Raw genomic sequence first — 15,029 nt, forward strand, 5'->3', positions numbered from 1 at the left:
CTCGGCGCTACCGGTCATGAGCGGGCCGCCTCCTTCGCGGGCTCGGGTTCGCGTGCGATGTCGGCTTCCAGGTCGTCGGCCACCACGGGCTGCTCCGCGGCCGGCGTCGCGCCGCGCCGGCCCCACCACTCGGCGATGCCGCGCGCCCACCAGTACACGCCGCGAGCGCCGCAGACGACGACCAGCGCGATGAACAGGCCGTAGGAGATGTGCAGCGCCGTGACCACGCCGTACATGATGCCGACCGAGGCGCCGAACATGATCTGCTGCTTCTTGCCCGACGGCGTGGTGCCCGGGTCGGTGACCATGTAATTGGTGAACAGCACGAACGCCAGGCCGGTCATCACGCTCAGACCGCCCAGGATCGAGATGTTCGGTTCGATGAGCCCGCGCACGATGGCCTGCAGCGCGAACGCGCCCACCCACGCCATGATCAGCGGCATCTTCAGTGTCAGCTTGGCGTTGAGCATGGTGCCGGTCATCAGCAGGCCGAGCACGATGAGCGCGTCCGCCGGGCCGGTGATGTATTCGGTGAAGTGGTACGGCGGCGCCACCGCGATCATCGGGAACACCAGGAAGCACACCACGACACCGAAGTTCGACGGGTTCATGAAGTGGCGCATCTTGCCGTTGATCTTGGCGCGCAACACCCACTTGGTACCGACCGCGACCACGATGCCGAAGATCACCGGCCACAGCTTGTCGTGCGCGAAGGTCAGGAAGTTGAACGCCAGACCGGTGATGTGCGCGGGCAGCAAGAACTCGAACAGCCCACGCGGCCCACGGCCCCGGAAGGCGGGCGGCCGCTTGTACGCCCATGCCGCGAGGACTTCCAGCCCGATCTCGGTGGAGTACGCGGTGGCCAGCGCGATGAACGGCCAGAGGAACGGTTGCTCGAAGCCGAGCAGCGGGAATCCGATCAGGTTGAAGATCGTGATCGAGATGGCGAAGTTGCGCAGTGCCAGGTAGCGGGGGTCTTTGGTCGCCGCGGGCTTCTCCACCCATTCCTTGGCGAACTCGGTGCCCGAGCGCTGCACGGCCGAGATGCGCTCGGCTGCCGTAACGCTGGTCCCGTTGCCGTTACCCGCCGTGGCGGCCGGATTGTTCTCCGGGGCCACGCCGTTGCCCTCGGGACCGCCGTGGGCGGCGCTGCCGTTGCCGTCGGCCGCCGGGGTTTCGTGATGACCGTTCGACGCGGCTTTCGCCTCGCCCGGATCCTTCTTGTCGTTGTCGCTCATCGCTGCTTGACCTCCTGCGCGTCCGAGGCGAGGTTCACGGTGTGCCAGCCCGGCGCGAGCTGGAGGGTTTGGTCGTGCGGGGTGCCGTTGGTCTCCCGCCAGCGGAGCACGACGTTCAGCGGGGCGGCGGGGTCGACGTCGCCGAGGCCGATGTGCACCTCGGTGGCGCGCTTGCCGGTGTGCCCGCTGCCGCCGTCGAGGTGGCTGGTGAGCAACCGGCCGTCCGCCGTGCGGACCTCGACCTGGGCGTCCACCGCGGGAACGCCCTGCGTGGGAAGACCGGCGATGGTGTTCGTGGTCGCGGTGCCATCCCAGGCCTGCTTGAACAGCTTCAGGCCGAGGAACCGGCCGTTGCCTGCCTTGTTGTTGTGGTAGAAGGTCGGATCACCCCATTGGCGCGCGACGGCGAAGCTCAGCGCGCCGTTGCCCGAGGTGTCGCCCACGGCGATGCCGCGGGAGGGGACGGGGGTGTCCATGCCGAGGGCATGGGTGAGGTTGGCGAATTTGCCGTCGTCGCCGCGGCTGAAGAAGCCGACCGGATCGCTGCCCGCCAGATCGGCGTCCGCGCCGATGATCGGCCAGGACCACGGGTACTTGGTCAGGTTGTCGTTCATGGTGCCGAGTTCCTGGATCTGCGGCCACCGGTTGGTGTCGCCCTTGATCATGCCGGTGGCCTGGACCACCTCGTTGCGACCGTCGTTGTCGAAGTCGTCGATCTTGGCGTCCCAGCCCCAGGTCTCCCAGGCCAGTCCGACGTCGGTGGCGCGATTCTTGAACGGGGCGACGCCCTCGGCGAGCTGACGCGCCGCGTCGGCGGTGTCCTTGGCGGTGTTGTAGAAGGCGAAGTGGCCCTCCATCAGCGCGAAGCGCACGGCGATGTTGCTGACGAACAGGTCCGGCATGCCGTCGCCGTTCAGGTCGCCGAAGTCCGCGGCCATGCCCTTGTCCGAATCATGGCCCATCACATACGACTTCGGCTCGGTGATGCCGCGCTCGCCCTCGGCGAAACCGAAGCGGATCCGTCCCGGTGTCGACTGGTTGACGAACAGGCGGTCGCGCCCGAAGTCGTTGGCCACGTACAGCTCCGGCAACTGATCGCCGTTCAGGTCGGACGCGGCGGCGGCCAGCGCCCATCCGGTGTCCATTCCGATCGGGAACGGGTTGGCCACCTCGCGGTAGTCGGCGGTCGGTTCGTTGCCCGACGCGGCGGAGGTCAGCGTGAAGATCCGATCCTTGCCGCCGTTGCGCGCGTTGGACAGCGAGTCGGTCATCCACAGCGCGAGCTGGCCCTCCTTGGAGAGCACGTCCATGTCGTTGAAGTACTGACCCAGGTAGATGTCCGGCTTGCCGTCGCCGTCGAAGTCGGAGACCGACACCGCCGCGGTGATCCAGCGCTCGCCCTCGTAGTGCCCGTCCGGGGTGTTCGGGGAGGGGACGATGTCGACCGGGCGGAATGCCTTGGCGTCCAGTCGGGTCGCGTTGGCGCGTTGCAGGTACAGGATCGGCGTGCGGCCGTAGTACGACACCAGCGCGTCCATCCGGCCGTCACCGTTGAAGTCGCCCGGGATGCAGCCCGACGGGACGGTGGAGGAGTCGACGGGCAACGGCTTGGGGTCGAGGACGAACGGTTCGTACCGGCCGGTGTTGCTGTCCGGCGTCGGCGTGAGGAAGGCCGTGTCCGAACGGGGATCGACCACGCACAGATCGTCGGCCAGCCGGTTGCCGTCGAAGTCGTTCATCGCGATCGCCGCGCCGACCGAGGAGATCCAGGCCGACAGGTGCTTGTACGGCTCCCGCAACTCGCGGATCTTGCGGTCGGTCGGCAGGCCCTTGGGCAGCGCGATCGGCATCGCGGTGAAGTCGAACCTGCTCGCGATCGGGCCGCCCGCCTCGTCGTAGGTGGGCAGCAGCGCCGACCGCGCGGGAATGAACAGCGAGCCCATCAGCAGCAGGGCCACCCCGGGGACCACCGCTTTTCGGAGGAGGGATCGGTTGATGGGAATTTTCACGAGTGCTGCTCCTCATGGGCGAGAGTGAATTGCTGTCCCGCGGTGTCCGCGAGTCCGTCGAGCACCTCGCGCAGCGTGGCCAGCGCTTGGTCCATGTGCTGCTCGGTGTGCCTGCAGTTGATGAAGAACCGCAGCCTTGCCTCCCCGGCCGGGACGACCGGGTGGGTGATGGCGTTCACGCTGAAGCCGCGTTGCAGCATGGCGAGTGCCGCCAGCACGGCCGGTTCGTCGGCGCCGGTCATCACGGGGATGATCGGGGAATCCTCCGACGTGCCGATGTCGAACCCGTGTTCCTTCGCACGGCGGTGGAAGTACTCGCTGTTGTGCCGCAGCCGCGCCACCCGTTCCGGCTCGTCGCGCAGTACCTCGAGCCCGGCCAGCGCGGCGCCGATGGCCGAGGGGGCGGGCGCGGCGGTGTACATGCTCAATCCGCCCGCGACGTACTTGAATCCGTCGACCAGTTCCCGGTTGCCCGCGAGGTAACCGCCGACGCTGCCGAGTGCTTTGGACAGGGTGCCCATCCAGACGTCCACGGCGTCGCCGGGCAGGTCGAACAGCTCGCGCACGCCGTGCCCGGTGGCGCCGAGCGTGCCGAACGAGTGCGCTTCGTCGATCATGATCGAGCAGTCGTAGCGCCGGGCCACCTCGATGATCTCGGGCAGCCGGACCACGTCGCCGTCCATGCTGTAGAGGCCCTCGATGATCACCATGGCCCGGTCGAAGCTGCGCCGGGACATCTTGAGGATCGTCTCGAGCGACTCGGGATCGTTGTGCCGGAACGAGACCCGCTTGCAGCGCGACCACTCCGTGCCGGAGACCACGCTGTGGTGGATCAGCGCGTCGCAGACCGCGAGATCGCGCTTGCCGAGCAGGAATCCGACCGCGGCGGCATTGGTGAGGTAGCCGCTGGCGGTCACCAGGGCTGCCTCGGTGTCGTAGACGCGGGCGATCTCGGCTTCCAGCGAACGATAGATCGGCAGCTCGCCCGCCACGATCCGGACCGCGGCGGCGGAGGTGCCGTACTGATCGATCGCGTCCTTGGCGGCCTGCCGCACCCGCGGGTCGGCGGCCAGGTCCAGGTAGCCGAAGCTGCTGAAGTTCACCACATCCCGGTCGGCCATCCTGGTCACCGCACCGCTGACGCCCTCGTGCGGCAAGTAGTACGGGTTGACCAGACCGACCTGTTCGACCCAGGCGTCGAACCGCCCGAACCGCTGCCCTGCCTCGAGCACACCGGGGTGGTCACGGAAGGACGTGTGGGCGACCCCGCGCGGTGCGCTGTGGCCGTTGGCGGTGGTCGCGGTCGCGGATCCGTTCGTGGTCCGCGCGCCGTCGGCCGCGGGCGCGGCGGCGCCGGTCTCTCCGCTCGCGTGCCTGGCCAGCAATGCGCGGGCCAGCTCCCTCGGGTTGTTGTCGGTCATTCGTCCTCGCTCCTCGCCGCGCGCTCTTCTTCTTGGGCAATCTGCTCGGCAATCCGCGCGCCGAGCCCGCGCAACGTCAGTCCGATCACGGCGAGCACCGACAGCTGGGTGCCGAGCACCTGCACCACGCGGGCGCCGAACTCCATGCCCATCAGCGAGTCCATGCCGAGTTCGGGCAGCGGAGTGTTGAGGTCCACCGTCTCGGCGTCGACGCCGAGCACCGCGGCGAGCTGTTCGGCGAGCAGGTAGGCCACCACCTCGCCGCGCTGCTCCAGACCCAACTGGAGGATCTCCGCCCGCAGCGCACCCGCGCCCGACGCGCCGCCGCCCGCGGCCGCCACCTGGTCGGCGAAACGCGGCGTGCGGGTGGACGGGCGATGCGCCAGTGCCCACTGGCTCCAGTCCACGTCGAACAGCACGATCTGCGGCAGGTCCAGCCGCAGGCACTCGCCGAGCAGATCGGTGGCCACGTCCATGTCCACCGAGCGGTAGCCGGTCATCTCCGCATACCGGCTGACCGCCTCGTAGTCGGCCATGCCGCCGCCACCGCTCATGAAGCCCCAGTTCACCGCCAGCGCGGCAGCGCCACGGGCGCGGCGGGCGGCGGCGATCATGTCCAGCACCGAGTTGGCCGCCGCGTACCCGAATTGGGGCGAGATGCCGACGATGCTGCTCGCCGAGGAGAACAGCACGAACATGTCGAGTTCGATGTCGGCGGCGGTGACGGCGGTGTCCAGGTTGACCGCACCCGCGACCTTGGGCCCGAAGATCTCCGCCAGCGACCCGGCGGTGATCTGCGGCACCTCGAGGTTGTTCACCACACCGGCCGCGTGGAACACCCCGCGCAGCGGACGCCCGCTCGCCTGGATGCGCTCGACCAGCGCCGCGACGGCGTCGTAGTCGGACATGTCGAGGCGTTCCTCGACGACTTCCGCACCGGCGGAGCCGAATTCGGCGATCGCGGCGCGGGCCGCGTCCGTCGTGGCGCCGCTGCGCCCGGCCAGCACCAGCCGGCGCGCGCCGTTGCGGACCAGCCAGCGCGCGGTGGCCAGGCCGAATGCGCCGAAACCGCCGGTGACCAGGTAGCTGGCGTGCGCGTCGATCGGCAGACTCGGTCGTTTGGCCAGCACGGTCGGTTCCGGTTCGCGCAGATCTAGCACGACCCGGCCGATCTGCTTGGACCGCACCACGGTTTCGAACGCCTCGGCGGTCGACGCGAGCCGGAACGCGGTGTAGGGCAGGTAGTCGTAGGTGCCGTCGTTCAGGGCGTCCATCGCCCGGCGTGCCGCGCGGCGGACCAACTCGGGCCGCACGGCCAGGGCGCGGTCCATGTCCACGGCGAAGAACGACAGGTTCCGGTCGAACGGGCGCAGGTCGATCGCGCCGCCGCCGTAGATGTCGGCCTTGCCGATCTCGACGACCCGGCCGAACTCGGCGGCCACCCGCAGGTTCTGCTGGAGGATCTCACCGGGGGAGGAGTTGTAGACCACGTCGACGCCGCGTCCGCCGGTCAGCGCGAGCACGTCGTCGACGAAACTGATCGACCGTGAGTTGACCACCTCGTGCGCACCCGCCGCCGTGGCCACCGCGCGGCGCTCGTCCGAGCCCGCCGTCGCGATCACCCGCGCGCCGAGGCGCACCGCCACCTGGACCGCGGCCATGCCCATGCCGCCCGCCGCGCCGTGGACCAGCACCGTCTCACCCGGTTGCAGGTGCGCGAGGTCGCCGAAGGCGAATTCGGCGGTGAGGAAGGGCAGCACCGAGCTGGAGTGGCACGGGTCGAGCACCGTGTCCGGGTAGTCGAGGGGCATCGTGGCGCCCTCGTCCGGCCGCAGGGTGACGTGCCGCCGGACCAGGTCCCTCGCGCACACCGACATCTGGTCACCAACGGCGACCTCGGTCACGCCGGGGCCGACCCGCTCGACCACCCCGAACCCGTCCATGCCCAGCTCGGTGCCGAAGTATGTTCCGGCCAGCTCCTTTTCGGTGAGCACCCCGAGCGCCTTGAGCGCGTCCTTGTAGTTGAGGCCCACCGCGTCCATCCGGATCTCGACCTCGCCGGGGCCCGGCGCCACGCGGTCGACCGCGCGCCACGCCAGATCCGACAGCAGCCGCGAGCGCGAAATCTCCAAGCGGAACGAGCTTTCCGGGTCGGTCAGCGGCGCGGCCTCGTCCCAGACCGCCAAGTGCTCGCGCAGGGATTTGCGCAGGTGCAGCGCCCAGCACGCGCCCGCGCGCAACGCGACCTCGTCGGCGCGTCCGTCGCCGAGCACCTGCTCGACGATGTCCGCGGCGCGTGTGGCCGGTTCGGTGTCGACCAACCGCCAGTGCACCGCGGGTTGCTCGTTGCGCAGTGTGCGCCGGGCGCCGGTGAGCGCGGCCTGCGCCGGATGCGCGAATGTGTCGATCGGCAGGCAGAACGCCTGTTCGGTGACCACCACCGCGCGCACTTCGGCCGCCGTGGCGTCGTCCTCCTCGCCGACCACCAGTTCGCCGACCGCCTTCGCGACGAGGGCGAGCCCGTAGGCGTTGGGCACCGCGTCCAGCTCGGCGCCGGACACCACGACGAGCCGGCCGCGCGTCACGCCGGGCCGCTCATGAGCGGCGCGGAGGGCGGCGAGGACACGATCCGAGGCGCCGGCCTCCTCCGGTTCCAGCGTGAGGATTTCCGAGGAGGCGCGGGCGCTGGCGATTTCCTTCGCGCGCTGGGAGACGGTGCTGCCGAGGCTGACCACGAGCAGGAATTCCTCGCCGCCCGCGGGTTCGTCGGCGGTCGCGGTGTCGTCGACGATGGACCACACCGGCTCGTAGAACAGGCCGTCGAGCTGCTCGTGCAGATCCGGCTCGGCCGCGAGACTGGCGAACCGCACCCCGGAAAGCGTCAGCGCGACAGCGCCTTCCGGTGCGGCGACGGTGATATCGGCGCACAGCGGATCACCGTCGACCCGGCGGACCAGTACCACGGCCTGCTCGGGCAGCGGCCCGGTCCAGCGGACCCCGGCGACCGAGGACGGCACCACCACGCTCGCGCCGCGCGCGGTCTGGGCGTACAGGGCGGCGAAGCACTGCAGCGCGGCGTCGACCGCGGCGGGATGGGCCAGGTGCGGCAGGCTCGGCGCGCTACCGGCCAGCGGCGTGAGATCGAGCCGGGCCAGCACGGAATCGGCGCCGACGCGGGCGTCGGTGATCAGCCGGAAACTCGGCCCGTAGGCCAGGCCGTGCGCGGCGAGGCCGTCGTAGAGCGTCGCCGCGCTCACCTCCACCGCGTCCGCCGCCGGCGTGAGGTCGATGCCGCGCGCGTCGACGTCCGCTTCGATCAGCCTGCCGTGCGCGTTGACCGTCCAGGTGGTCGCGGTGGCGGCGCGCGAGCGCAGGGTGAACCGGTGGGTGGTCTCCTCGACGGTGAGACGCAATACCGGCACGTCGTGCTGCGCGATCACCAAGGGCGCGACGAACTGGACCGACTCCAGCCCGAAGGAGGTGCGACCGGTCCGCACCGCGACGGCGCTGAGCGCGGCGTCCAGATAGGCCGCGCCGGGCAGCACGACCGATCCGTCCACGACGTGATCGGGCAGCCACGGCAACGCGGCCACCGACAGCTCGACCTCCCATTCCGGAGCGGACGCCGCGGTGCGCTGGCCGAGCATGACGTAGCCGTCGACGGCGCCGACGCGGTCCGCCTCGATCGCCGGGTCCTCGGTCCACAGCGTGCGGCGCTGCCACGGATAAGGGGGCAGGTCCAGATGCGCGGCAGGCGTTTCCGCCGCACCGGGCGCGTGCGTGGTGTCCAGCCCGCCCACCTGGTACAGCTCGCCCACCGCGCGCAGCAGGTTGTCGTGGTCGTCGGCGTTTCGCGAGAGGGTGCTGATCGCCGCCCCGTCGAGACCGCGGCGCACGAACGCCTCCTTGATATTGCCGCTGAGCACCGGGTGCGGCCCCACCTCCAGGAAGACCCGGTGGCCCGCGTCGAGCAGGCTGTCCACGGCCGCGCCGAACCGCACGGGCTCGCGCACGTTGCGGCACCAGTACTCGGCGTCCCACTCGGGCCCGGACAGTTCACCGCCGGTGACGGTGGACCAGATCGGCACCCGTGCGGGTCGCGGTGCGAGGCCGGCCAGCACCGTGGTGAGGTCGCCGAGAATGGGGTCCATCAGATGGCTGTGGTAGGGCACCTCGACGCGCAGCGCCTTGGCGAAGACGCCCTCTTCGGTGAGTTCCGTTCGGATACGGTCCAATTGGGCCGGGTCACCGGACAGTGTCACCGCGGAGTGGCTGTTGATCGCCGCGACGCAGACGCCTGGCACGCCCGCGAGGCGCTCGCCCAGTTGCTCGTCGGACAGGCCGACGGCCAGCATGCCGCCGGTGCCCGCGGTGGTGGCCTGCAACCGGGCGCGGTGATAGCTCACCAGCAGCGCGTCGCGCAGCGAAAGCGCGCCGGACGCGTAGGCCGAGGCGACTTCGCCGACGCTGTGGCCGACCACCGCGGCGGGGTGGACGCCGAGTTCGGCGAGTTCGGCCACCAGGGCGGCCTGGACCAGGAAGTTCGCCGGTTGCGCGTACGCGGTCCCGGTGATCCGCGACTCCGCTTCCGGGCGCAGGAGTTCTTCGACGATCGACCATCCCGCGATCTCGCGGAAGATCTCGTCGATCGCCCGCGCCGCGGCGGCGAAATGCCCGTCGGCCTCGAGCAGGCCACGGGCCATACCCCACCACTGCGGGCCCATGCCGCTGAACACGAACACCGGCTGGGTGGATCCGTCGGTCAGCGCGCGGGCGGGCGGCTTGCCCGCGCCCACGGCGAAATCGGCCAGCTGGGAACGCAGATCGTCGGTGTCGCGGAAGGCGAACGCGGCGCGCAGCGGGTGGTGCGCGCGCTGCACCCACGCCGCCTCGGTCACCGCGTCGACGGGGGCGGTCTCGGTCAGCTCGTGCAGCTGGGTGGCCATGGTGCGCAGCGCGGTCTCGTTGCGGGCCGACAGCGGCAGCACGGTGATCGGTCCGCGCGCGGACTGCTCGGCGGGCTCGGGCGCTTCGGGCGCGCGGGTGAGGATCGCATGGGCGTTGGTGCCGCCGTAGCCGAAGCTGTTGACCGCCACCGCGGCCCGGCCGTCGTCGTTCGGCAGCGGCTCGGTCTCCAGCGGAATGCGTACCCGCAGTTCGTCGAACGCGATCTCGGGGTTCGGGTTGTCCAGCCGCAGTTGCGGAGCGATGACGCCGTGATGCAGCGTCAGCGCGGCCTTGATGACGCCCGCCACGCCCGCGGCGGCCTCGGTGTGCCCGATGTTGTTCTTCACCGAACCGACCGGCAACGGTTCGTCGCGGCCGTCGACCGCGCCGTACACCGCGCCCAAGGCGGCCAATTCGAGCGGGTCGCCGACCGGTGTGCCGGTGCCGTGCGCCTCCACGTAGCGGATGTCGTGGGCGTCGATCCCCGCCAGCCGGCGCACCCGCCGGGCCAAGGCCTCCTGCGCGGCCGGGTTGGGCACCGGGATCGCCAGCGTGCGGCCGTCCTGGTTGACGCCGCTGCCGCGCACCACCGCGTAGATCCGGTCGCGATCGCGCACCGCCGCCTCCAGCGGCTTCAGCACCACGGCGCCCGCGCCCTCGCCGCGGCCGTAGCCGTCGGCCGCCGCGTCGAAGGACTTGCAGCGGCCGTCGACCGCGAGGAACCGGCCTTTGCACATGGAGATGAAAGCCTCGGGCCGCAGCATCGCGTTGGCGCCGCCGACGATCGCCGTCTCGCATTCACCCGACTCCAGCGCCAGCATCGCCTGGTGCAGTGCGACCAGGGAGGAGGAGCAGGCGGTGTCGATGGTCATGGTCGGTCCGAGCAGATCCAGCAGGAACGCGATGCGGGCCGACAGCAGCGTGTGCGAGGAGCTGGTCGGGCTGTGGCTGTTGATCGAGGCCCGCGACACCGAACCGCTACGGACCAGCGCGTTGTCGTTCATGAAGCCGCCGACGAACACGCCGACCTCGCGACCGCCGACCCGGCCCGCCATCCCCGCGTCGTCGAGCGCCTCCCAGGCGACTTCGAGCAGGAGCCGCTGCTGCGGATCCATGATCGACGCCTCGCGCTGGGAGATGCCGAAGAACTCGGCGTCGAACTCCCACAGCGACCGGGTCAGGAATCCGCCGTGCCTGGTGTACATCCGGCCCGGCGCGTCCGGGTCCGGATCGTAGAATTTCGCGAGATTCCAGCGGTCCGCCGGTACCTCCACGATCCCGTCGCCCTTGCGCACGACGAGATCCCAGAACGAGTCCGGCCCCTCGATGCCGCCCGGAAAACGGCAGCCGATACCGACAATTGCTACATTGGGCATGCAAAATCCCCTGGTGCTCAGGTATTCGAAATCGCAGGCGTTTCACGTCGGCGACGTCGAATCAGCGTGGAGACAACCGGAATCGCGACGCCGGTATGCCTGTTCGGCCACGAGCGTCGTCCGGCGGTGAAGTGGTTCCGCGGTAGGAGGTCAGTGTCCACCCATGGTAGGAGGCCCGATTCGCGAAGGTCAATAACGAATCGTGCGGGCGTCGACCGAAAAGCATTGCGTGCCAGTCAATGACAACCGCAGCATAAATGCAGTTCAGGGCGGGTATGACAATATTATTCTCGTGTTATTACACAGTTATGGCCTGGCTGAACTCGGCCGGATTACACCGTTATTCCGGTGTTATTCCAGCGTATTCGGCAACAGCTGTCCGGAAAGTGTTGAGCACGCGCTGCATTCGTGGCTACGATGGCTCGTCGAATACGCACCGGCGAAAGGCGATGGGCGTGGATCCGTACAACACCGGGCAGTTCCGTATCGAAGCGGAGGCCGAACCGATCGAGAGCCCGGCGTGGCTGCTCGAGTTCACCGAGCGGTACATCGCCGGGTGGAACAGCGGGGACGGTGCGGCGGTCGCGAAGTGCGTCACCGAGGACACGATCTGGCACGACCCCTCGCTGGACGCGCCGGCGCACGGGCGGGCGGGTGTGGAGAAATTCGTCACCGACACGGTGCGCTCGTTCCCGGATGTCGCCTACACCAACCCGTTCCCGCCGACGCTCGCCGCGGACAACCGGATCGCCCTGGTGCCCTGGCGGATGACCGGCACCCATCTGGGCCCGATCGACCCGCCCGGTTTCGGCCCGACCGGCAAGCGGATCGACCTGCTGGTCATCGACGCGTGGCAGTTCCGCTCCGGGCTGATCTGGCGCAGCCAGGCCACCTGGGACCTGACCGAGATGCTGCTGCAACTGGGTCTGATGCCGCCGCGCGGAAGCGCCGCCGAGCGCGCGATGGCACGCGCCCAGCGGTTGCGGTCCCGGCTGCCGTTCTGACCGGTACCCGGCTAGGGGTTCAGTCGCCGAACAGTTCGGCGAAGCGCTCCACCGCGAGCAGGGCCGAGGCGCCGACGGTCTCCAGTTCGGCGCCCATGCCGACGAGAAGATTCACGATCGCGGGCACCAGTACTTCGAGTAGGCCGTCGTCGCCCAGGTGGCCGGCCATCTCCAGCTGCACGAAGCCGAACAGTCCCATCCACAGCTGTGCCGCGGCCGAACGGACGTCGGGAGTGTTGATCAGCCCCGCGTCCTGTGCGCGCTGCACCGCGCCGACCACGTGGTCGAAGGTCTCCGCGTAGTGCTCGAACTCCGAATCGTGCCCGGCCACGAGCACATTGCCGCGGTTGATCTTCATGTCGATGCGCGTGCCGGTGCCGAACATCAGCTGGAACAGCTCCGGCCTGCGCTGGGCCTCGTCCCGGAACACCAGGCCGAGCACGAGCAGATCGGTGATCGGCTCCTCGCTCACCCCGGCCGCGTTCATCCGCTCGGCCAGCTGGGCGAATCCGGCGGAGCCCGCCGCCCGGATCAACCCGGGCATGCCGCCGAAGTTGGAATACACCGCCATCGTGGAGACTCCGCACATGCGTGACACGCGGCGGACGGTGAGTGCGTGCAAACCCTCGGTCGACACCACCTCGACGGTCGCGTCGATCAGGCGATCGCGCAGCGCGGTGTTCATCGTGTCCGTCCCGGCCGGGCGCACGGCTAGTTCAGTTGTTCCGGCAGTTTGCTTGCTCATCGCTTCCGTTCCCCCCGCACGGTCACGCCGTGACGCATAGATCCGCTGGTGCGCTGTCTTCGGGAAGGCGGTACCGCCGCTCGACCGAGGGCGCCCCGGTCGCGGTCACCGCGATGGCCGGGGGTCTCGGGGCGGTGGATCGCGGCCGGAATGGTCGGCCGTGCCTCGGCCGTGCCGCCGCGGCGATGTCTATTCCGATCGATGCACCATCGATTCGCTCGGTCCGGAAAGCTGATCGTGGTTCATCGCGCACAGAAATCTCCGTTCTTGCCGCACGAACGGGCGGACAGAGCATGAGGGGAGCCGCGTTCGCGGGCTACGAAGAGCAGGCGCACCCGCCGGAGGTGCGTGTCGGAGGTGAGTGTCGTCTCCGAAACTCTATGTGATACAGCGTTACATCCACAGGCGAACGGCCAAATGTTCTGCGTTGTTTCCCATTCGCTGTGCGGCGCTCGACTGTGGCATCCGGCGCCCGAGGTGGCGAAGTTCCGGACGCGGTGACAATCGCGCTCCGTTTCCGCTCGGTTCCTGGCACACGATGGCGCAAAGCGGACAAATGGGGCATGCGCACTATGGGCGGAAGTGTTTCTCGCTCATTTGTCATCAACCGGCTGCCGCCGATTCTCGATCCGCGCGGTCATGCACACGAGACGGTATCGTTCACCGAGGGACAGTTTCGTGGGTGGGGAGGCCGATGTCGTCATCGATCTCGGGAGTCGTCGCGTGGCCGGTCATCGGTTTCGTCGCCGCCGTGCTCGCGGGCCGGTGGTTGCTGGTACGCGACACCATCGTCGACAAACTGCTGAATCAGCTGTTCTTGTGGGGCTTGCTGAGTCTGCTGCTGTATCGCTGCACCATGACACCCGGCATCGCGAGCCTCACCCACCAGCTCTCGCTCGGCTGCACGGTGATGGCGTCGATGTGCCTGCAAGGGATCGTCCGAATCTGGGCCTTCGATGTGGACCCGGCGGCGGTACGGCGCAGGCACCGCGTCTGCTGCGTGCTCGCGGCCGCGGCCACCGGCGCGATCCTGCTGGCGGGCACGGCGGCACGGCAGGAAGGCAGACTCGTCGACCTGACCCTGGATGCCGAGGGATTGGTGGTGTGGACCGCCTTCGGTCTCCCGCTGCTGGTGAACGTCTCGCTGCTGGCCCGCATGTGCCTGCGTGAGCTGCGGGCGGGCGGCATCGGCCTGGCGGAGAAGCTGGTGTGCGCCCTGATGATCTGGGCGGCAACACTTTTCGGTGTGAACCTGGTGCTGTCGACGGTGCGGGCGGTCACCGGATGGCAGCGCTGGGGTACGCATCTGATCCGGATCGAAGCGACGGTCACCATCTGTCTGGCGATCGACGCGACGGTGATCGCCATTCCGCTGATCCGGTCGCTGCTGGCCGCGGCGGAACTCGATCGAGCAGGACGATCGTGCCGCAGGTTGCGCCCGCTGTGGCGGGATCTCACCACCGCCGTCCCGGAGGTCGTGCTGCGGCCGGCGGCGGGCGAGCAGGCCGACCCGGGGACCCAGCTGTTGCGGATGACGGTGGAGATCCAGGACGCGCTACTGCATCTGGGCCGCTACGCCCCTGCGTACGGGGCATCGGCCGAGTCGGGATGTCCGATGACCTACTACGCCCAGCAATTGGCGTGCGCGGCGGTCGCGCGACAGGAGGGCTCGGCGCCGATCGGATCGACGTCGGCCCGGCTGCCGGTGCCCGCGGCGGATTTCGACGCCGAGCTGCGGCAACTGCTCGAACTGGCCCGCGTGTGGCCCGCGGCCCGCGCGGCGGCGGGCGAGCGGGTCCCGGTGGCCGTCGGCTAGAGCACCGCTTGGGTCTGGGTGACCTTCGCGACCAGCTTGTCCGCGTCGTCCCGGATCACCGTCTCCACCACGATGAACGAGCGTCCGGCATGCAACGGCGCCGCCGACGCGATGGCGTGTCCGGAGCGAACCGCGCGCAGGAAATTCGTCTTCGATTCCACCGTGGTGGTGCCCTGCTTGCCGTCCGGCAGGTTCAGGAACGCGCAGACCGCGCCGGTGGCGTCGGCGAGCGACATCAGCACCCCGCCGTGCAGCATGCCGCCCAGCGTGCACAGCGATTCGTCCCAGGCCAGGCGGCTGCGGACCAGCTCGGGGCCGTGGGCGAGCACCTCGACGCCGAGGCGTTCGGTGAACGGCATGGTCTGGTGGAAAAGCTTGGTGCCGGTCTCATCGATCATGGCCGTGATCTTGCCCGCCGCCGGTCGTGGAGTCGATTACTTCGCGGGTAGTCGCCGGCCCCGCCCCGTTGCCGG

General features: G+C 69.6%; 8 protein-coding genes. 2 read left to right on the plus strand and 6 right to left on the minus strand.

What is annotated here, in order from left to right; all coding sequences use genetic code 11:
- Positions 1 to 14 precede the first annotated feature (14 nt).
- From ACGF7Y_RS01155 to ACGF7Y_RS01170, 4 genes are read right to left on the minus strand one after another with little or no spacing between them, the layout of a single operon-like run.
- Positions 15 to 1,238 (minus strand): enediyne biosynthesis protein, encoded by a 1,224-nt coding sequence (locus ACGF7Y_RS01155; RefSeq protein WP_393228086.1) that lies wholly within the window; start codon positions 1,236 to 1,238, stop codon positions 15 to 17.
- The gene (locus ACGF7Y_RS01160; protein ID WP_393228088.1) at positions 1,235 to 3,247 is read right to left on the minus strand and encodes a CRTAC1 family protein; all 2,013 of its coding nucleotides are present in this window, start codon (positions 3,245 to 3,247) and stop codon (positions 1,235 to 1,237) included. The genes ACGF7Y_RS01155 and ACGF7Y_RS01160 overlap by 4 nt, the downstream gene beginning before the upstream one ends.
- A complete protein-coding gene (locus ACGF7Y_RS01165; RefSeq protein WP_393228090.1) occupies positions 3,244 to 4,668 on the minus strand; it encodes an aminotransferase class I/II-fold pyridoxal phosphate-dependent enzyme in 1,425 nt (474 codons plus the stop codon). Before ACGF7Y_RS01165 ends, ACGF7Y_RS01160 begins: the two co-directional genes overlap by 4 nt.
- Positions 4,665 to 10,991, minus strand: coding sequence for an SDR family NAD(P)-dependent oxidoreductase (locus ACGF7Y_RS01170; protein ID WP_393228092.1), 6,327 nt, complete (start codon positions 10,989 to 10,991; stop codon positions 4,665 to 4,667). The genes ACGF7Y_RS01165 and ACGF7Y_RS01170 overlap by 4 nt, the downstream gene beginning before the upstream one ends.
- Before the next feature lie 455 nt (positions 10,992 to 11,446).
- Between ACGF7Y_RS01170 and ACGF7Y_RS01175 the strand changes: the two genes are divergently transcribed.
- Positions 11,447 to 11,995 carry an ester cyclase gene (locus tag ACGF7Y_RS01175; protein ID WP_393228094.1) on the plus strand — a complete coding sequence of 183 codons (549 nt, stop codon included), beginning with the start codon at positions 11,447 to 11,449 and terminating at the stop codon, positions 11,993 to 11,995.
- A gap of 19 nt (positions 11,996 to 12,014) precedes the next feature.
- On the opposite strand, the gene ACGF7Y_RS01180 is transcribed toward ACGF7Y_RS01175, so the two are convergent.
- On the minus strand, positions 12,015 to 12,740 hold the full coding sequence (locus tag ACGF7Y_RS01180) for a TetR/AcrR family transcriptional regulator (protein WP_393228096.1): 726 nt from the start codon (positions 12,738 to 12,740) through the stop codon (positions 12,015 to 12,017).
- Between the two features lie 694 nt (positions 12,741 to 13,434).
- Here ACGF7Y_RS01180 and ACGF7Y_RS01185 point away from each other — a divergent pair.
- Positions 13,435 to 14,556, plus strand: a complete 1,122-nt coding sequence (locus tag ACGF7Y_RS01185) for an MAB_1171c family putative transporter (protein WP_393228098.1) — start codon at positions 13,435 to 13,437, stop codon at positions 14,554 to 14,556.
- Here the strand turns inward: ACGF7Y_RS01185 and ACGF7Y_RS01190 are convergent.
- Positions 14,553 to 14,954: a PaaI family thioesterase gene (locus ACGF7Y_RS01190; RefSeq protein WP_393228100.1), complete on the minus strand. Its 402-nt coding sequence runs from the start codon at positions 14,952 to 14,954 to the stop codon at positions 14,553 to 14,555. The two genes, ACGF7Y_RS01185 and ACGF7Y_RS01190, sit on opposite strands and share 4 nt — an antisense overlap.
- Positions 14,955 to 15,029: the final 75 nt, after the last annotated feature.

This window comes from Nocardia sp. NPDC047654, from assembly GCF_043205035.1.
Lineage (GTDB): Bacteria > Actinomycetota > Actinomycetes > Mycobacteriales > Mycobacteriaceae > Nocardia.

Excerpts from the sequence above, each read along its gene's own strand:
- ACGF7Y_RS01170 (WP_393228092.1), bottom strand. The coding sequence starts at position 10,991 with ATGCCCAATGTAGCAATTGTCGGTATCGGCTGCCGTTTTCCGGGCGGC.
- ACGF7Y_RS01180 (WP_393228096.1), bottom strand. The coding sequence starts at position 12,740 with ATGAGCAAGCAAACTGCCGGAACAACTGAACTAGCCGTGCGCCCGGCC.
- ACGF7Y_RS01165 (WP_393228090.1), bottom strand. The coding sequence starts at position 4,668 with ATGACCGACAACAACCCGAGGGAGCTGGCCCGCGCATTGCTGGCCAGG.
- ACGF7Y_RS01185 (WP_393228098.1), top strand. The coding sequence starts at position 13,435 with ATGTCGTCATCGATCTCGGGAGTCGTCGCGTGGCCGGTCATCGGTTTC.
- ACGF7Y_RS01190 (WP_393228100.1), bottom strand. The coding sequence starts at position 14,954 with ATGATCGATGAGACCGGCACCAAGCTTTTCCACCAGACCATGCCGTTC.
- ACGF7Y_RS01155 (WP_393228086.1), bottom strand. The coding sequence starts at position 1,238 with ATGAGCGACAACGACAAGAAGGATCCGGGCGAGGCGAAAGCCGCGTCG.